This is a genomic window from Streptomyces sp. NBC_00466 (assembly GCF_041433995.1).
Taxonomy (GTDB): Bacteria; Actinomycetota; Actinomycetes; order Streptomycetales; family Streptomycetaceae; genus Streptomyces.
On record NZ_CP107896.1, the window covers coordinates 1,178,616 to 1,196,988 of the forward strand.

Below are 18,373 nucleotides of genomic sequence, written 5' to 3' on the forward strand. Positions count from 1 at the left end.
ACTGACGCTGCACGGATCAACCGCGATACGGATCAGCCGCGGGGCTTCTCGCGCATCTCGTACGTCGCGATGACGTCGTCGATCTTGATGTCGTTGAAGTTGCCGAGGTTGATACCACCCTCGAACCCTTCGCGGATCTCGGTGACGTCGTCCTTGAAGCGGCGCAGACCGGAGATGTTGAGGTTCTCCGCGATGACCTTGCCATCGCGCAGCAGGCGCGCCTTCGTGTTGCGCTTGACCTCGCCGGAGCGGACCAGCACACCGGCGATGTTGCCCAGCTTGGACGAGCGGAAGATCTCGCGGATCTCCGCCGTGCCGAGCTCGACCTCTTCGTACTCCGGCTTGAGCATGCCCTTGAGGGCCGCTTCGATCTCTTCGATCGCCTGGTAGATGACCGAGTAGTACCGGACGTCCACACCTTCGCGCTCGGCCATCTGCTGCGCACGCCCTGCGGCGCGCACGTTGAAGCCGATGACGATGGCGTCGGAGCCGGTCGCCAGGTCGATGTCCGACTCGGTGACCGCACCCACACCGCGGTGCAGGACGCGGATGTCGACCTCTTCGCCGACGTCGAGCTGGAGCAGCGAGGACTCGAGAGCCTCCACCGAACCGGACGCGTCGCCCTTGATGATGAGGTTGAGCTCCTGGACCAGACCGGCCTTGAGCGCCTCGTCCAGGTTCTCCAGGGAGAACCTGACGCCCTTGCGGGCGAAGTTGGCGTTGCGCTCACGGGCGGCACGCTTCTCGGCGATCTGACGGGCCGTACGGTCCTCGTCGACCACCAGGAAGTTGTCGCCCGCGCCCGGGACGTTGGTGAGACCCAGCACGAGGACGGGGGTCGAGGGACTCGCTTCCTCGACGTTGTTGCCGTTGTCGTCGAGCATGGCCCGGACCCGGCCGTAGGCGTCGCCGACGACCATCGTGTCACCGATGCGCAGCGTGCCGCGCTGGACCAGGACGGTCGAAACGGCGCCGCGGCCCTTGTCGAGGTGGGACTCGATCGCGATGCCCTGCGCGTCCTGGTCCGGGTTGGCCCGCAGGTCGAGCGAGGCGTCGGCGGTGAGGACGACGGCTTCCAGGAGGGACTCGATGTTGAGGCCCTGCTTGGCGGAGATGTCGACGAACATCGTGTCGCCGCCGTACTCCTCGGCCACCAGACCGAACTCGGTGAGCTGACCGCGCACCTTGGTCGGGTCGGCACCCTCGACGTCGATCTTGTTGACCGCGACCACGATCGGCACATCGGCCGCCTTGGCGTGGTTCAGCGCCTCGATCGTCTGCGGCATCACACCGTCGTTGGCCGCCACCACGAGGATCGCGATGTCGGTCGACTTGGCACCACGGGCACGCATGGCGGTGAACGCCTCGTGACCCGGGGTGTCGATGAAGGTGATCCTGCGCTCTTCGCCGTTGACCTCGGAGGAGACCTGGTACGCACCGATGTGCTGCGTGATACCGCCGGCCTCGCCCGCGACGACGTTCGTCTTGCGGATCGCGTCGAGCAGCCGGGTCTTACCGTGGTCGACGTGACCCATGACGGTGACGACCGGCGGGCGCGAGACGAGAGCCTCTTCGCCGCCCTCGTCCTCGCCGAACTCGATGTCGAAGGACTCGAGCAGCTCGCGGTCCTCCTCCTCCGGGCTGACGATCTCCAGGACGTAGTTCATCTCGTCCGCGAGGAGCTTCAGCGTCTCGTCGGAGACGGACTGCGTGGCAGTGACCATCTCGCCGAGGTTCATCATCACGGCGACGAGCGACGCCGGGTTGGCGTTGATCTTCTCCGCGAAGTCGGTGAGGGAGGCACCGCGCGACAGCCGGACGGCCTGTCCGTTGCCGCGGGGCAGCATGACGCCGCCCACCGACGGGGCCTGCATGGCCTCGTACTCCTGGCGCCTCTGCCTCTTCGACTTGCGGCCTCGGCGGGCGGGCCCGCCGGGACGGCCGAAGGCACCCTGTGTGCCACCGCGGCCACCGGGGCCGCCGGGACGGCCCGCGAAACCGGGACGTCCACCGAAGCCACCACCGGGAGCACCGCCGCCGGGACGGCCGCCGAAGCCACCGCCGCCGCCGGGACGACCGCCGCCGCCGGGACCTGCCGGACGACCGGCGAAGCCGCCGCCGCCCGGACGGGCGCCGCCGCCGGGACGGCCTGCGCCGCCGCCGGGACCACGACCGCCACCGCCGGGGCCGCCACCGGGACGGGGGCTGGCAGCCGGACGCTGCGGCATCATGCCGGGGTTGGGACGGTTACCGCCGGGAGCGCCGCCGGGTCCGCCGGCCGGACGTGCGCCACCCTGCGGACGGGGCATACCGCCGGGGCTGGGACGGGCGCCGCCCTGACCCTGGCCCTGGGGACGCGGAGCGCCACCGGGACCACCCTGCGGACGCGGGCCGCCGGGGCGGTCCTGGCCGCCGCCGGGACGCGGGGCGCCACCGGGACGGGGCGCCTGCGGGCGGGCCATACCGGTGGAGCCACCGGAGGTGAACGGGTTGTTGCCCGGACGGGGACCGGACGGACGGTTGCCGCCGGGGCGCGGGGCGCCCTGACCGGCCGGCCGTGCCGGACGCTCGCCACCGCGGCCGCCGTCACGCTGACCGCCGGCCGGGGCCGGACGGGCGTTCGTAGGACGGGGACCCGGGGTGGCACCCGAGGGACGCTGGGTCTGCGGCGCCGCCGGCTGGGCCGGGGCGGGCGCCGAGAACTCGGCTGCCGGCACCGGAGCCGCCGGAGCGGGCTTGGCCGCGGGCTTGGGGCCCGGACGCGGGCCCGAAGCGGCCGGGGACGGCGCCGAGGGGGTGCTGGGAGCGCTGCTCTGCGGAGCCTCGGCGGCGGCCGGCTTGGGGGCCGGGACACCGGGCTTCGGGGCAGCGGGACGGGCCGCGGCGGCCGGAGACGGCGCCGCGGGCGTGGAACCCGCACGGGGTGCGGGAGAGGGCGCGGCCTTGCGGGGCGCGCCGGGCTTGGCAGCGGACTTGCCGGCGTTGCCGCCGGGCCCCTGCAAAGCGTCAGTCAACTTGCGTACAACCGGCGCCTCGATCGTCGAGGACGCCGAACGTACGAATTCACCGAGTTCTTGGAGCTTGGCCATGACGACCTTGCTCTCAACTCCGAACTCCTTGGCGAGTTCGTATACCCGGACCTTAGCCACTTCGCTCCTTTTAGGTCCGGGTTACCGCCGGACCGTCGCTACTTCATGGGCGTACTCATCGCGTACTCATCGAGTGCTCATCGCAATCTCGACCTACTTCCAACTCGCGAGGTACCTGACCGCACGGGGACCCGTGCCGTTCACTTATTACGGTGCTGCCTGCCCGACATACTCGTTCAGCTCCGCGCTGTCGAGCGGACCCCTGGCCTTGAAGGCCCTGGAGAACGCCCGGCGGCGGACCGCCAGGTCGAGGCAGACCATGGCGGGGTGCAGATACGCACCCCGGCCGGGCAGCGTACCGCGCGGATCAGGGGCGCATTTGCCCTCAACCACGACGATGCGCAGCAGTTCGCTCTTGGCCGTCCGCTCCCGGCATCCCACGCAGGTTCGCTCAGGGCACGCTCGGTCGACTGTCCGGCCAGACACGTTTAAGTCTACCTCCCCGTAACGACCCCACCCGATGGGGGCAGGAATCGAACGGATGTTGTCCTGAAGTTTTCCGGAATCGTGCAGTCGCGGTCCCGGCCGCACGGCCGGGACCGGAGGCTCAGGCCTCGTCGCCCAGGCGGTCCGACGTGCCGCCGTCCGGCTCGGTGTCCGGGCGGATGTCGATGCGCCAGCCGGTCAGCCGCGCGGCGAGACGGGCGTTCTGCCCTTCCTTGCCGATGGCCAGCGAGAGCTGGTAGTCGGGGACGGTGACCCGTGCCGAGCGTGCGGCGAGGTCGACGATCTCGACCTTGCTGACCCGGGCAGGCGAGAGCGCGCTGGCCACCATCTCGGCCGGGTCGTCCGACCAGTCCACGATGTCGATCTTCTCGCCGAGCAGCTCGGCCATGACATTGCGCACCCGGCTGCCCATCGGGCCGATGCAGGCGCCCTTCGGGTTGAGCCCCGACCGGGTCGACCGTACGGCGATCTTGCTGCGGTGACCGGCCTCGCGGGCGATGGCCTCGATGACGACCGAGCCGTCAGCGATCTCCGGGACCTCCAGCGCGAAGAGCTTCTTCACCAGGTTGGGGTGGGTGCGGGAGAGGGTCACGGACGGGCCGCGGACGCCCTTGGCGACCCGGACCACGTACGTACGCAGCCGCAGCCCGTGCGAGTAGGTCTCGCCGGGCACCTGCTCCTGCACCGGCAGGATCGCTTCCAGCTTGCCGATGTCGACCAGCACGTTCCGCGGGTCCTTGCCCTGCTGGACGACCCCGGCGACGACATCGCCCTCACGCCCGGCGTACTCGCCGAAGGTCAGGTCGTCCTCCGCGTCCCGCAGCCGCTGCAGGATGACCTGCTTGGCCGTGGTCGCGGCGATCCGGCCGAAGTCGGACGGGGTGTCGTCGAACTCCCGGGCCTCCTGGCCCTCTTCGAGATCGGCCGGGTCCTCTTTCGCCCAGACCGTCACATGACCGTTGTCGTGGTCGAGGCGCACGCGGGCGAGGCGGCGGCTTCCCTCCGTGCGGTGGTAGGCGATGAGGAGGGCCGACTCGATCGCCTCGACCAGCAGGTCGAAGGAAATCTCCTTCTCCTTCGCCAAGCCCTTCAGAAGCTTTACGTCGATGTCCATGGCTACGCCTCCTCTTCCTTCTTGTCCTTGCGGTTGAATTCCAGCTCCACGCGCGCCTTGGCGATCTCCGCGAAGTCCACCCGGCGGGCGGTGGGCTTGCGCCCCTTCACGCCCGGCACTTCGAGGTCGAGGCCGTCGGCGTCCACCGCGAGGATGCGCGCGACCACCTCGTCGCCGCCGGTCAGCGTCAGCTTGGCGAGACGGCCGGTGGCCCGTACGTAGTGGCGGTGCTCCGTCAGCGGGCGGTCGGCGCCCGGCGAGCTGACTTCGAGTACGTACTCGCCGTCGCCCATCACGTCGCTCTCGTCGAGCTTCTCGGAGATGGCCCGGCTCAGCTCGGCGCAGGTGTCGAGCTCGACACCGTCGTCGGAGTCCACGGTGATCCTCAGTACGCCACGCCGGCCGGCCCGGGAGACTTCGATCTCTTCCAGATCCAGGTCCTTGGCGGCGACGAGCGGTTCCAGCAGCCCGCGCAGCCTCTCGCTCTGGGTGGTGCTCATCCGGGTGACTCCTCGGCCGCGTGTGCTGTTGTGGGATCGCCGCGTTTCTCGATCGCCGCGTGTCTGATCGTCGCGTGTCAGATCAAAGGGTATCCGGTCGCCAGGGGTGTTGCCGTCCTCGCTGTGTTGACCCGCAGGTACGCTCGCCTGCGGTGATCACTTCGGGCCGAGGGAGACACACGTGCTGGGCACGGGGACCACACGCAGGAGTGTGCTGGGCGCGACGGCGGCTGCCGGTGCCGCGTTCCTGACCGGCTGTTCGGAGCGGTCCGCCGCCCACCGTACACACGGCGCGGCCGCCCCCGGCACGGGGACGGTGCTCAGGCAGCGCTCGGCGCGGACCAGCGGCGCCCTGCTCGCCCTGTACGACGCGGTGCTCGCCCAGCACCGGGACGAGGCCACGGAGAAGCTGGCGGGCCCGCTGAGGGACGCCGTGGCGCTGCACGTCAAGGCGCTGGCACCGCCCGCCGGAGCCCCGGCACCCGGCTCCCCGCACCAGGCGTCGCCCGCGCCGGCGCCGCCCGCGGTGCCGGCGGACCGGTCGGCCGCCCTGAAGGCCCTCGCGGCGGCCGAGCGGCGGGCCACCGACGCACACACCGCCGCGCTCGCCGACGCCCCGCCGGAGCTGGCGCGGCTGCTGGCATCGGTCGCGGCCGCTTCCGCCGTCCACGCGTATCTGCTGACCCAGGGGGACCACTGATGAGCGCACGCGAGGCGGCGCAGGCCGCACTGGCCGCCGAGCACGCGGCCGTGTACGGGTACGGAGTCGTCGGCGGCCGGATCGCTCCGGCGCGCAGAACCGAGGCGCGCCAGGCGTACGACGCGCACCGCGCCCGGCGTGACGCGCTGGTCAGGACCGTGCAGGACCTGGGCGGGAAGCCGGTCGCGGCGTCGGCCGCCTACGCGCTGCCCTTCGAGGTGGCGGGGCAGGGCGACGCGGTGCGGCTCGCCGCGGTTCTGGAGGACCGGGTGGCCGATGTCTACTCCGACCTGGTGCGGGCCGCCACAGGACCGCTGCGGCACGAGGCGGCGCTGGCCCTGCGGGAGGCCGCCGTCCGGGCTGCGCGGTGGCGCGGCGACGGCAGCGTAGCCTTTCCGGGGCTCGCCGAGCGGGCCGCAGAGGCTGCTGGAAAGGGAACCACGCACGCATGACTTTCGAACCGCCGCAGCGGCTTGTCCGGGCGCTCGGCGAGACGTACGGGGACGCCGCCGCAGCCGACTGGCTCAGCCGGATTCAGACTGATATGCAAGGGGCCCTCGGCGTACGGGAGTTGACCGCCGAGCGGGTGCAGGCCCCGGGGGGCCGGAGCGCCCTGATCGTGCTGGTGCGCCGCGCCGACGGGACCCATGCGGTGCTGAAGCTGGCTCCGCCCTTCGCCCGGCCCGATCTGGAGCGGGCCGCGCTGGCGCACTGGAACGGCTGGGGCGCAGCGCAGCTGCTCGACGACGATTCCCCGGGCGACAACGCTCTGCTCCTGGAGCGTCTGCACCCCGAGGTCTCGCTGCACTCGCTCCCCGAGGCCAAGGCTCTCCTGGAGGCCGCGGGCACGGTGCGCAAGCTCTGGGTGGCGCCGCCGGACGCGCACGGTTTCGAGACGGTGGCCGAGCGGACCGCCCGGCAGGCCGCGGCGATGCGGGCGACGGCCGAGCCGCTGGTCGTTCCCCTGGTCGACGCGGCGCTCTCGGCACGCGACGAACTGCTCGCGTCGGCTTCGGAGGACGTGCTGCTGCACGGCAACTTCCGCCAGAGCAAGGTGCTCGCGGGCGAGCGCACCCCGTGGCTCGCGGTGGGTCCCGACCCGGTGGTCGGCGAGCGGGCGTACGACCTGGCCCGGCTGGTGCGCGACCGGGTCGACGACCTGGTCGCCGCCGCTGTCGGCCCCTCCACGGTGCGGCGCCGGGTGAACCGGCTGGCGGACTCACTGGAGGTCGAGCACGCGCGGCTGCACGGCTGGACCCTGTTCCGGGCGGTGGAGTCGGGGGTACGGGCGGTCGCGGCGGGACGGCGGCAGGACGGGGAGCTGCTGCTGGAGTTCGCCGGCTGGCTCTGAGCGGGCCGGCTGTCGGGCAGGGGGCGGGCCGGGCCTCTCACCCGGCCCGCCCCCTGCCCGTACGCGTCACTCCTGGCTCAGCCGGCCAGCCGCTCGATCGCCTCGGCGACGGTGAGCTCCTCGCGCTCGCCCGTGCGCCGGTCCTTGAGTTCGAGGACGCCGTCCGCCGCCCGACGGCCCGCGACCAGGATCTGCGGGACGCCGATCAGCTCGGAGTCGGTGAACTTCACCCCGGGAGAGACCCCGGCGCGGTCGTCGACGAGCACCCGCACACCGGCCGCGCCCAGCTTCTCGGCGACGTCCAGGGCCAGTTCGGTCTGGAGCGCCTTGCCCGCGGCGACGACGTGCACGTCGGCCGGTGCGACCTCCTTGCTCCAGCACAGCCCCTTGTCGTCGGCGGACTGCTCCGCGAGCGCCGCCACGGCACGGGAGACGCCGATGCCGTACGAGCCCATGGTGACCCGGACCGGCTTGCCCTGCTGGCCCAGCACGTCGAGCTGGAAGGTGTCCGCGTACTTGCGGCCCAGCTGGAAGATGTGGCCGATCTCGATCGCGCGGTCCAGCTTGAGGCCGGCGCCGCAGGACGGGCAGGGGTCGCCGGGCTCGACGACCACCACGTCGAGGTAGTCGTCCACCTCGAAGTCGCGTCCGGCGACCACGTTGCGTGCGTGCTTGCCGGGCTTGTTGGCGCCGGTGATCCAGGCCGTACCGGCCGCGATCCGCGGATCGGCGATGAAGCGGACCTTCTCGAGACCCTGCGGGCCGACATAGCCGCGTACCAGGTCGGGGCGGTCCTCGAAGTCCTCGGCGGTGACCAGCTCGACCACGGCGGGGGCCAGGTGCTCGCCCAGCTTGCCGAGGTCCACCTCGCGGTGGCCGGGCACGCCGACGGCGACGATCTCGCCGTCGACCTTCACCAGCAGGTTCTTGAGGGTCGCGGACGCGGGCACGCCGAGGTGCGCGGCCAGCGTCTCGATCGTCGGGGTGTCGGGGGTGTCCAGCTCCTCGACGGCGCCGTGCTCAGCGGTGTCCACCGCGGGGGCGGTGAAGGTGACCGCCTCGGTGTTGGCCGCGTAGTCGCACTGCGGGCAGTCCACGAAGGTGTCCTCGCCTGCGGCGGCGGGGGCCAGGAACTCCTCGGAGGCCGAGCCGCCCATGGCGCCGGAGACGGCGGAGACGATCCGGTGGTCGAGGCCGAGGCGCTCGAAGATCCTGATGTACGCCTCGCGGTGCAGCCGGTAGGACTCGGCCAGGCCCTCGTCCGTGGTGTCGAAGGAGTACGAGTCCTTCATCTGGAACTCACGGCCGCGCAGCACTCCGGAGCGCGGACGCGCCTCGTCCCGGTACTTCGTCTGGATCTGGTACAGCATCACCGGCAGGTCCTTGTAGGACGTGCACTGGTCCTTGACGGTCTGAGTGAAGATCTCCTCGTGCGTCGGGCCGAGGAGGTAGTCGGCGCCCTTGCGGTCCTTGAGGCGGAAGAGCAGGTCGCCGTACTCCTCCCAGCGGCCGGACGCCTCGTAGGGCTCCTTGGGCAGCAGCGCGGGAAGCAGGACTTCCTGCGCGCCGATGCCGTCCATCTCCTCGCGCACCACGCGGGAGACGTTGTCCAGGACCTTCTTGCCCAGCGGCAGCCAGGTCCAGATCCCGGCCGCGTTGCGGCGTACGTAACCGGCGCGGACCAGGAGCTTGTGGCTGAGCGTCTCCGCGTCCGCCGGGTCGTCGCGCAAGGTCTTGACCATCAACCGGGACATGCGCTGGACCTGGGCCATGGTGACTCTCCTGCTTGGCTGTGTTTTCCGGGGGACGCCCCCCGGACCCCCGTAAGTGATGTCAGGAGGTTAACCGTGCCCGGCGGGCGGGCGGAAATCGGTTAAGGGGTCCTTGCACTATGGGCGTCCGGGCGGAGCAGCGGGAGCGGGGCGCCCATCACCGCGTACGGCATTCCCGCGCTGGGGAAGTGGACCTGCCGTGCGAGGTCCGTGTACCCCAGGGAGCGGTAGAGCCCGCGGGCCGGGGACTCCCGGTCGATGGCCGAGAGGATCGAGCGCGGTTCGGCGGCGCTGTCGGTGATCGCGGTGATGAGCGCGCGGCCGGTGCCGCGGCCCTGGAAGCCGGGGTGGACGTGCAGCTCGGTGATCACGAAGGAGTCGTCGAGCCAGAAGTCGGTGCCGGCGGAGCGCAGATACGGCTCGACCACCGTGGACCACCAGTGGGCGCGGCTGTTGGGCATCCCGTACACGAAGCCGACGAGGCGGCCGTCGGGCGCCGTCGCGCCGAGGGCGCGGGCGCCGGGGTTCTGCAGATGGCGCAGCACGATGTGGCGGCGTACGGCGACCTCCGCCTCGCTGAGGCCGAACGCGAGGGCCTGCACGGCCAGCGCTTCGTCCACTCGTCCGGCGAGATCGACCGGACCGACCACTGCGTCATCCATGGTCGGCACCCTAACCGCAGAACTCCGGTGTCAGAACAGGACGCTCATGAAGGCTCCGACCTCACGGAAGCCGACCCGGCGGTAGGAGGCGCGCGCCGCGGAGTTGAAGTCGTTGACGTACAGGCTGACCACGGGGGCCACATCGGCGAGCGCGTAGCGCAGGACTGCGGCCATGCCCGTCTCGGAGAGGCCGCGGCCGCGGAACTCGGGGGCGACCCAGACGCCCTGGATCTGGCAGGCCAGTGAGGTGGCGGCGCCGATCTCGGCCTTGAAGACGACCTGGCCGTCCTCGATCCGGGCGAAGGAGCGGCCGGAGCCGACCAGTTCGGCGACGCGTGCCTGGTAGAGGAGTCCGCCGTCCCCCGCCATCGGGGAGACCCCGACCTCCTCGGTGAACATGGCAATGCAGGCGGGCATGACCACTTCCAGCTCGTCCTTGCGGATGCGGCGGACGAGCGGGTCCGGCGCGATGTCGGCCGACGGCTGCTCGGTGACCATCATCGGCTGGTGGGCGCGGACGTCGCGGGCGGGGCCCCAGCTGGGTTCGAGCAGCCGCCACAGCAGCGCGGTGGACTCGGCGGGGCCCACGATCGAGGAGCAGCGGCGGCCGGCCCGGCGGGCGCGTTCAGCGAAGGCGCGTACGGCGTCGGGGCCGGCGCAGATCGGGACGAGGTTGGCGCCGGAGTAGCACAGCGAGCGCAGCCGACCGCCGGTGTACCAGCCCCACATCTCGCCGCCGAGCCGCCACGGGTCGAGTCCGGCGACCTGGACGCGGGACGTCACGAAGGCGTTGACGACGGGATCGCTGTGCAGGATCTCGAGCGCCGCGTCGAGTTCGCCGGGTTCGAGGACCCGGGTGGTGGTCTGCGTCAACACAACGGTCGCTCCAACGCTCCTTCGGGGCAATGTCACGGCATCGCGCTTCTTGTAGCGTTGCAGCGCGTCTGTCCGGCGTCGGTCACGGCTTGACCGTCGCGTCACCGCGAGAAGCCCGTCGGGGCAGAGTCACACGGTCTGCTGGTCTCCGAACTGTACCCGGAGATGGATCGCAGCACCGCTCGCGCGGGAGAGGCCCTGCCTGCGGAGGGTCCTGTCCCGCGCGCCGCCGGAGCGGTTCGGCGGATGTGGTGGTTCAGCTCACCGAGCGTTCAGCTCACCGAGCGTTCAGCTGACGGAGACCGCGGGCTCGCCGGAGGCGATGCCGTCGCGCTCCATCTGCTCGGCGATCTTCAGGGCCTCCTCGATGAGGGTCTCGACGATCTTCGACTCCGGGACGGTCTTGATGACCTCGCCCTTCACGAAGATCTGGCCCTTGCCGTTGCCGGACGCCACACCCAGATCGGCTTCGCGCGCCTCGCCGGGACCGTTGACGACGCAGCCCATCACGGCGACGCGCAGCGGGACCTCCATGCCCTCGAGTCCGGCGGACACCTGGTCGGCCAGCTTGTACACGTCGACCTGGGCCCGGCCGCAGGAGGGGCAGGAGACGATCTCCAGGCGGCGCTGCCTGAGGTTGAGCGACTCCAGGATCTGGATGCCGACCTTGACCTCCTCGGCGGGCGGCGCCGAGAGCGAGACCCGGATGGTGTCGCCGATGCCCTCACTGAGCAGCGCGCCGAAGGCCACGGCGGACTTGATGGTGCCCTGGAAGGCGGGGCCCGCCTCGGTCACACCGAGGTGCAGCGGGTAGTCGGACTGCGCGGCCAGCTGCCGGTAGGCGTTGACCATGACCACCGGGTCGTTGTGCTTCACCGAGATCTTGATGTCGCGGAAGCCGTGCTCCTCGAAGAGCGAGGCCTCCCACAGCGCCGACTCGACCAGCGCCTCGGGCGTCGCCTTGCCGTACTTCTTGAGCAGCCGCGCGTCCAGCGAGCCCGCGTTCACGCCGATCCGGATCGGCGTCCCGGCGGCGGAGGCCGCGAGCGCGATCTCCTTCACCTTGTCGTCGAACTGCTTGATGTTGCCCGGGTTCACCCGCACCGCGGCGCACCCGGCGTCGATCGCCGCGAAGACGTACTTCGGCTGGAAGTGGATATCGGCGATGACCGGGATCTGCGACTTCTTCGCGATGGTCGCCAGCGCGTCCGCGTCGTCCTGCGTCGGGCACGCCACCCGCACGATCTGGCAGCCGGAGGCCGTCAGCTCGGCGATCTGCTGGAGGGTCGCACCGATGTCCGAGGTCCGCGTCGTGGTCATCGACTGCACGGAGACGGGTGCGTCTCCGCCGACGGCCACCGTGCCGACCTGAATCTTGCGGCTGATCCTCCGGTCGGCGAGCTTGATCGGAACGTCCGGCATTCCGAGAGAAATCGCAGTCATGCGCAGTGCATCCCCAAGGGTGTGGATCGAGGTCCCGGAATCAGTTCGAGGTCCCGGAATCAACGGGCTTCGGCCACCGAGATTACGTCACCCGGGGCGGCGCACGAACATCCGCGCTTCAACCACCCAGAAGTGAGCGGCCGCACACCCGGGGTGTGCGGCCGCTGTTTTCCGGCTGTTCTCAGGTGATTTTGACGGGGTTGACGATGTCGGCCACCAGCACGAGCAGGGTGAAGCAGACGAAGACCCCGGCGACGACGTACGCGACGGGCATCAGCTTCGCGACATCGAACGGGCCCGGGTCGGGCCGCCTGAAGACCTTGGCCAGATTGCGCCGCAGCGCCTCCCACAAGGCTCCCGCGATGTGTCCGCCGTCCAGCGGCAGCAACGGCAGCATGTTGAAGAGGAAGAGCGAGAGGTTGAAGCCGGCCAGCAGGAAGAGCATCATCGCCAGCTGGTTCTGCGCGGGCACGTGCAGCGTCATGACCTCGCCGCCGATCCGGGCCGCGCCGACCACGCCGACCGGCGAGTCGGCCTTGCGCTGGCCGCCGTCGAAGGCCGCGTTCCAGAGGTCCGGGATCTTGGACGGCAGCGCGACGATCGAGTCGACGCCGTTGCCCACCATGTCGCCCATCCGGCCCACCGACGCCCCGAAGGACAGCGGCTTGATCTCGGTCTGCGCGGCGAAGCCGAGGTAGCCGGCCGGGACGTACTTGTCGGGGACGACGTCCCCGTTGGAGTCCTTGCGGGCCACCATGTTCTTGGCGAGCTTGGCGTGCAGGGTCTGCTGCTTGCCGTCACGTACGACGGTGATGGTGGCCGGGCCGATGGTGTTGCGGATGTGGTCCGACAGCTGGGCCCAGGTGGAGACCTTCGCACCGTCGAAGGCGACGATCTTGTCGCCCTCCTTCAGGCCCGCCGCCCTGGCGGGCGAGACCGGGTCGCCCTTCTCACAGGTCTGGCGCTTCTCGCTCTGCGAGATGACGCACTTCTGCACCCCGGCCACCTGCGTGGTCTGGGTCTCGAAGCCGAAGGACATCGCGACCCCCATGAAGATCACGACCGCGAGGATCAGATTCATGAAGGGGCCCGCGAACATCACGATCACGCGCTTCCACGGCTTGCGGGTGTAGAACAGCCGCTCCTCGTCGCCCTCCTCCAGCTCCTCGAAGGCCGCGGACCGCGCGTCCTCGACCATGGAGCGCCAGGGGGAGGTGGACCGGGACTCGATCCTGCCGTCCGGTCCGGGCGGGAACATGCCGATCATGCGGATGTAGCCGCCGGCCGGAATCGCCTTGAACCCGTACTCGGTGTCGCCCTTCTTGCGCGACCAGATGGTCGGGCCGAAGCCGACCATGTACTGGGGGACGCGGATGCCGAAGAGCTTCGCCGTCGAGAGGTGGCCCAGCTCGTGCCAGGCGATGGAGAAGAGCAGCCCGAAGACAAAGATGACGATCCCGATGACCGTCAACACGATCGTGGTCATGCGCGAGCCTCCGCTGTGGCCTTCTGGGCGAGTTCACCGGCCCGGGCGCGTGCCCAGGTCTCCGCTTGCAGGACGTCCGCGACCGTCAGAGAAGTTCCCGTACGGGGCTCGCCATGCTCGGCCACGACTGCGGTGACCGTATCCATAATCCCGTTGAAGGGCAGCTTTCCGTTCAGGAAGGCGTCGACGCACTCCTCGTTCGCCGCGTTGAAGACCGCGGGGGCCGTGCCGCCCAGGGCTCCGACGTGCCGGGCCAGTCCGACGGACGGGAAGGCCTCGGTGTCCAGCGGGAAGAACTCCCAGCTGGACGCCTTCGTCCAGTCGAAGGCGGGAGCGGCGTCCGGGATCCGCTGCGGCCAGCCGATTCCGACGGCGATCGGGCCGCTCATGTCGGGCGGGGTGGCCTGGGCGAGCGTCGAGCCGTCGGTGAACTCGACCATGGAGTGGACGTACGACTGGGGGTGCACGACGACCTCGATGCGGTCGAACGGGACGTCGTACAGCAGATGCGCCTCGATGACCTCAAGGCCCTTGTTGACCAGGGTCGCCGAGTTCACCGTGATGACGGGCCCCATCGCCCAGGTCGGGTGGGCCAGCGCCGCGTCGGGTGTGACGTCCGCCAGCTCGGCCCTGGTCCGGCCCCGGAAGGGCCCGCCGGACGCGGTGACGATCAGCTTGCGCACATCGGCGCGCTTCCCGGAAGCCAGCGCCTGGAAGAGCGCTGCGTGTTCGGAGTCGACCGGGATGATCTGGCCGGGCTTCGCCAGCGCCTTCACCAGCGGGCCGCCGACGATCAGCGACTCCTTGTTGGCGAGGGCGAGCGTGCGGCCGGCGGCCAGGGCGGCGAGGGTGGGCGCGAGGCCGATCGAGCCGGTGATGCCGTTGAGCACGGTGTGGCAGTCGGACGCGGCGAGTTCGCTCGCGGCCTCGGGCCCCGCCAGGATCTCCGGGGGCGGCTCTGTGCCGTACTCCGCGCCCAGCGCCTCACGCAGCGCGGGCACGGCGTCCTCACGGGCGACAGCGACGGTACGGACACCGAGCCGGCGCGCCTGCTCGGCGAGCAGGGCGACCCGCCCCCCGGCGGCGGAGAGCGCCGTCACCCGGAAGCGGTCGGGGTTGCGCAGCACCAGGTCGATGGCCTGGGTGCCGATGGACCCGGTCGAGCCGAGGACGACGATGTCCCGGCGTCCCTCGACGGGGTCGAAGACGATGTGCGGGTCGGCGAGGGTGGCAGGGCTGTCGCTCATGCCCCCCATTGTTGCCGCATAAGGCGGGCGTCAGGACAGTGAGCCCCGGTTCGGGTGTGTGCGGGGTGTCCGGCCGGCCCGGCGCGGAGGCCGCCGGGCCGCTCGTGCGGGTCGCCGCCCCTCGCTGTTGACCGGAGCTGTCGCAGATCAGGGCTGTCGGCCGGGGCCTGGCAGGAGCTGTCGGCGGGGGCGCGCCGGGTTCACCAGGAGCGCCGCAGCTCCGCGAACGCCTCGTGGAAGCCGGGGAAGGTCTTCCGTACACAGCCGGGGTCGTCGAAGGTGATGCCGGGCGTGCGCAGGCCGGTGACCGCGAAGGACATCACGATGCGGTGGTCGCCGTGCGAGCGGATCCGGGCGGGGCGCGGCGTGCCTGGCCGGATCTCGATCCAGTCGGGTCCGGTGGCGGTGTCGATGCCGAGCGCGCGGAGGTTCTCCGCGCACGCCTCAAGACGGTCGCACTCCTTCACCCGGGTGTTGCCGACGTCCTCGATCCGGACCGGCCCCGACGCGTAGGGGGCGAGGGCGGCCAGGGTCGGCATGGTGTCGGAGATGTCTCGCATGTTCACGGTGAGCCCGCCGAGCGTGCCGGGCCCGGTGACCGTGGTGCCGCTCGCGGTCGTACGGACGTCGGCGCCCATCCGGCTGAGCACCTCGACGAAGCGCAGGTCGCCCTGGAGCGCGCCCGCACCGAGCCCCGGCACGGTCACCGTGTGTCCGGTGACGGCGGCCGCGGCGAAGAAGTAGCCGGCCGTGGAGGCGTCGGGCTCGACGGCGTACTCGGTGGCCCGGTAGCCGCCGGGCGGCACCGTGAACACGTTTCCCTCGCGGGCCACCGTGACGCCGAAGTCGCGCATCATCGCGAGCGTGATGTCGATGTAGGGGGCGGAGACGAGGTCCGTGACGGTGATGCGCAGCCCCGTCCGGGTGAGGGGGCCGAGCATCAGCAGCGCGGTGAGGTACTGCGACGACTGGCCCGCGTCCAGGGTCAGCTCGCCGCCCTCGATGCCGTCGGCCGCGATCCGCAGCGGGTGGTGGCCCTCCGCTCCCTCGTGGCGGAGGTCTACGCCCAGCTCCTGGAGTGCGCGGGTGAGCGGGGCCAGCGGGCGGCGGCGCATCTGTTCCGAGGCGTCGAAGCGGTACGTGCCCCGGCCGGCGGCGGCGAGGGCGGGCAGGAAGCGGGCCGTGGTGGCGCCGTCCCGGCAGTAGACGTCCGCATCGGCGGCGCCGGGTCCGGCCGGGCGGCCCTCGATACGCCAGTCCGGACCGCGCTCCACCGCGTATCCGAGCTTGGTCAGGCCCTCGGCGAACCCCTCGGTGTCGTCGGAGACGAGGGGGCGCCGGAGCGTGGTGGTGCCGTCGGCCGCGGCGGCCAGGAACAGGGCGCGGGCGGTCACGGACTTGGAGCCGGGGATCTGGGTCACGGTCACGGGCGGACATTCTGCCGTGCGCCCGTGACCGGGGTGGGGGCGGTCCACGATCCGGCCGTGAACCGCCCCGAGCGCCGCTCAATGGCGCGGTGTGCCGTCCGGATCAGCGGATACGGCGGTGGACGTCGGCGGCGGCGGAGGGTCCCGGGGCAGCGTCGGCGATCCAGGGCCCTTCGCCCGAGGGGTCGACGATGCCCTGTTCCAGCCACTCGTACGTCCCGGAGAGGACACCGGACACGACCTTGCGGTCCAGTTCGTCGGTGTTCGCCCAGAGCCGGCCGAAGAGCTCGTCGACGCGGATACGGGCCTGCTGGCAGAAGGCGTCGGCCAGTTGGTACGCCTCCCGGCCGTGGTCGTCCGACGAGCGCAGCAGTTCGGCCCGTACGCACGCCGCGCTCATCGCGAAGAGCTCGGCACCGATGTCGACGATGCGGCCCAGGAAGCCCTGCTTCGTCTCCATCTTTCCCTGCCAGCGCGACATGGCGTAGAAGGTCGAGCGGGCCAGCTTGCGGGCCGAGCGCTCGACGTAACGCAGCTGGGCGGAGAGGTCGGGGTGCCCGTACGGATGGAACGCCGCGTAGCTGCCCGGCAGTTGTCCGGGGCCCGCGACGAGCTTCGGCAGCCAGCGGGCGTAGAACGCGGTGGCCTGCGCCCCCGCCTTCGCCTTGTCCGTCAGGGTGGTGTCGGGGTCGATCAGACCGCCCGCGACGGAGAGATGGGCGTCGACGGCCTCCCGGGCGATCAGCAGGTGCATGATCTCCGTCGAGCCCTCGAAGATCCGGTTGATGCGCATGTCCCTGAGCATCTGCTCGGCGGGCACCGGCCGTTCACCGCGGGCCGCGAGGGAGTCGGCCGTCTCGAAGCCGCGGCCGCCGCGGATCTGGACGAGCTCGTCGGCGATCAGCCAGCCCATCTCGGACCCGTACAGCTTGGCGAGCGCCGCCTCGATCCGGATGTCGTTGCGGTCCTCGTCTGCCATCTGGGACGAGAGGTCCACGACCGCTTCGAGGGCGAAGGTGGTCGCGGCGATGAAGGAGATCTTGGCGCCCACGGCTTCGTGGCGGCCGACCGGCCTGCCCCACTGCTCCCGCTCGGACGACCACTCACGGGCGATTTTCAGACACCACTTGCCCGCACCGACGCACATCGCGGGCAGCGAGAGCCGGCCCGTGTTGAGGGTGGTGAGGGCGATCTTGAGACCGGCGCCCTCGGGGCCGATCCGGTTCGCCGCCGGGACGCGTACCTGGTGGAAGCGGGTGACGCCGTTCTCCAGGCCGCGCAGCCCCATGAAGGCGTTGCGGTTCTCGACGGTGATGCCCGGCGAGTCGGCCTCGACGATGAAGGCGGTGATGCCGCCCTTGCTCTCCTCGGTCCTCGGCACGCGCGCCATCACGACGAGCAGGTCCGCGACGACGCCGTTGGTCGTCCAGAGCTTCACGCCGTCGAGGACGTACGAGTCGCCGTCCCGGACCGCCGATGTGGCCAGCCGGGCCGGGTCGGAGCCGACGTCCGGCTCGGTGAGCAGGAAGGCCGAGATGTCGGTGCGGGCCAGCCGGGGCAGGAAGGTGTCCTTCTGCTCCTGGGTGCCGAACTGCTTCAGCGGCTGCGGGACCCCGATCGACTGGTGGGCCGAGAGCAGCGCGCCGACGGCAGGGCTGGCCGAACCGGCCAGCGAGAGCGCCCTGTTGTAGTACACCTGGGTGAGACCGAGGCCGCCGTACCTGGTGTCGATCTTCATGCCGAGCGCGCCGAGCTCCTTGAGCCCGTTGACCGTCTCGTCGGGGATCCGGGCCTCGCGCTCGATCCGCGCGCCGTCGATCCCGGTCTCGCAGAAGGCGCGCAGCTTCGCGAGGAAGGCCTCGCCGCGCCGGGCGTCCTCGGCGTCGGGCAGGGGATGCGGATGGATCAGATCGAGCCGGAAGCGGCCGAGGAACAGCTCCTTGGCGAAGCTCGGTTTCCGCCAGTCCTGTTCACGGGCGGCCTCGGCGACCTGGCGCGCCTCGCGCTCGGTGACCCTGGGCTTGTCGAGTGGTGCGGTCATGAGGGGCACTCCTCACCGCGGATGTCGGATGGACACACCTGCCCGCAACCGGGCGGGCCAGTCGTCGCTACTCTCCGTGTGTACCCCATTACCTGCGCCACGGCCACCCCTCGCGTGCGTGAGGGGCGGCCGGGCGGGGACGAGTGCGTCCGATCGGG

15 protein-coding genes are annotated in these 18,373 nt (G+C 71.2%); 3 read left to right on the top strand and 12 right to left on the bottom strand.

What is annotated here, in order from left to right; translation table 11 throughout:
• Positions 1 to 32 precede the first annotated feature (32 nt).
• The 4 genes from infB to rimP form a co-directional block, all read right to left on the bottom strand.
• Complete coding sequence (gene infB, locus OG210_RS05105) at positions 33 to 3,149, bottom strand: translation initiation factor IF-2 (protein WP_328332020.1); 3,117 nt, start codon at positions 3,147 to 3,149, stop codon at positions 33 to 35.
• Positions 3,150 to 3,296: 147 nt separating this feature from the next.
• On the bottom strand, positions 3,297 to 3,575 hold the full coding sequence (locus OG210_RS05110) for a YlxR family protein (protein ID WP_328332018.1): 279 nt from the start codon (positions 3,573 to 3,575) through the stop codon (positions 3,297 to 3,299).
• Positions 3,576 to 3,696: 121 nt separating this feature from the next.
• Positions 3,697 to 4,710, bottom strand: a complete 1,014-nt coding sequence (nusA, locus tag OG210_RS05115) for a transcription termination factor NusA (protein WP_328332016.1) — start codon at positions 4,708 to 4,710, stop codon at positions 3,697 to 3,699.
• Between the two features lie 2 nt (positions 4,711 to 4,712).
• Positions 4,713 to 5,210 carry a ribosome maturation factor RimP gene (gene rimP, locus OG210_RS05120; RefSeq protein ID WP_266852425.1) on the bottom strand — a complete coding sequence of 166 codons (498 nt, stop codon included), beginning with the start codon at positions 5,208 to 5,210 and terminating at the stop codon, positions 4,713 to 4,715.
• Positions 5,211 to 5,391: 181 nt separating this feature from the next.
• On the opposite strand from rimP, the gene OG210_RS05125 reads away from it, so the two are divergent.
• From OG210_RS05125 to OG210_RS05135, 3 genes are read left to right on the top strand one after another with little or no spacing between them, the layout of a single operon-like run.
• On the top strand, positions 5,392 to 5,910 hold the full coding sequence (locus tag OG210_RS05125; RefSeq protein WP_371535072.1) for a hypothetical protein: 519 nt from the start codon (positions 5,392 to 5,394) through the stop codon (positions 5,908 to 5,910).
• Entirely contained in the window at positions 5,910 to 6,362 is a 453-nt protein-coding gene (locus OG210_RS05130; protein ID WP_371535074.1) for a ferritin-like domain-containing protein, read from the top strand. Before OG210_RS05125 ends, OG210_RS05130 begins: the two co-directional genes overlap by 1 nt.
• Complete coding sequence (locus OG210_RS05135) at positions 6,359 to 7,261, top strand: aminoglycoside phosphotransferase family protein (protein WP_328332009.1); 903 nt, start codon at positions 6,359 to 6,361, stop codon at positions 7,259 to 7,261. Before OG210_RS05130 ends, OG210_RS05135 begins: the two co-directional genes overlap by 4 nt.
• A gap of 77 nt (positions 7,262 to 7,338) precedes the next feature.
• On the opposite strand, the gene OG210_RS05140 is transcribed toward OG210_RS05135, so the two are convergent.
• The 8 genes from OG210_RS05140 to OG210_RS05175 form a co-directional block, all read right to left on the bottom strand.
• Positions 7,339 to 9,033 carry a proline--tRNA ligase gene (locus OG210_RS05140; protein ID WP_371535076.1) on the bottom strand — a complete coding sequence of 565 codons (1,695 nt, stop codon included), beginning with the start codon at positions 9,031 to 9,033 and terminating at the stop codon, positions 7,339 to 7,341.
• A gap of 101 nt (positions 9,034 to 9,134) precedes the next feature.
• A complete protein-coding gene (locus OG210_RS05145) occupies positions 9,135 to 9,695 on the bottom strand; it encodes a GNAT family N-acetyltransferase (RefSeq protein ID WP_328332005.1) in 561 nt (186 codons plus the stop codon).
• A gap of 30 nt (positions 9,696 to 9,725) precedes the next feature.
• Positions 9,726 to 10,571: a GNAT family N-acetyltransferase gene (locus OG210_RS05150; protein ID WP_328332003.1), complete on the bottom strand. Its 846-nt coding sequence runs from the start codon at positions 10,569 to 10,571 to the stop codon at positions 9,726 to 9,728.
• 288 nt (positions 10,572 to 10,859) lie between these two features.
• Positions 10,860 to 12,014, bottom strand: a complete 1,155-nt coding sequence (gene ispG, locus OG210_RS05155) for a flavodoxin-dependent (E)-4-hydroxy-3-methylbut-2-enyl-diphosphate synthase (RefSeq protein WP_328332001.1) — start codon at positions 12,012 to 12,014, stop codon at positions 10,860 to 10,862.
• 181 nt (positions 12,015 to 12,195) lie between these two features.
• Positions 12,196 to 13,500, bottom strand: a complete 1,305-nt coding sequence (locus OG210_RS05160; RefSeq protein WP_328331999.1) for a site-2 protease family protein — start codon at positions 13,498 to 13,500, stop codon at positions 12,196 to 12,198.
• Positions 13,497 to 14,756: a 1-deoxy-D-xylulose-5-phosphate reductoisomerase gene (gene dxr, locus OG210_RS05165; protein ID WP_328331997.1), complete on the bottom strand. Its 1,260-nt coding sequence runs from the start codon at positions 14,754 to 14,756 to the stop codon at positions 13,497 to 13,499. Before dxr ends, OG210_RS05160 begins: the two co-directional genes overlap by 4 nt.
• A gap of 191 nt (positions 14,757 to 14,947) precedes the next feature.
• A complete protein-coding gene (gene aroA / locus OG210_RS05170) occupies positions 14,948 to 16,174 on the bottom strand; it encodes a 3-phosphoshikimate 1-carboxyvinyltransferase (protein ID WP_328331995.1) in 1,227 nt (408 codons plus the stop codon).
• A gap of 103 nt (positions 16,175 to 16,277) precedes the next feature.
• Positions 16,278 to 18,215 carry an acyl-CoA dehydrogenase family protein gene (locus OG210_RS05175; protein WP_328331993.1) on the bottom strand — a complete coding sequence of 646 codons (1,938 nt, stop codon included), beginning with the start codon at positions 18,213 to 18,215 and terminating at the stop codon, positions 16,278 to 16,280.
• Positions 18,216 to 18,373 lie beyond the last annotated feature (158 nt).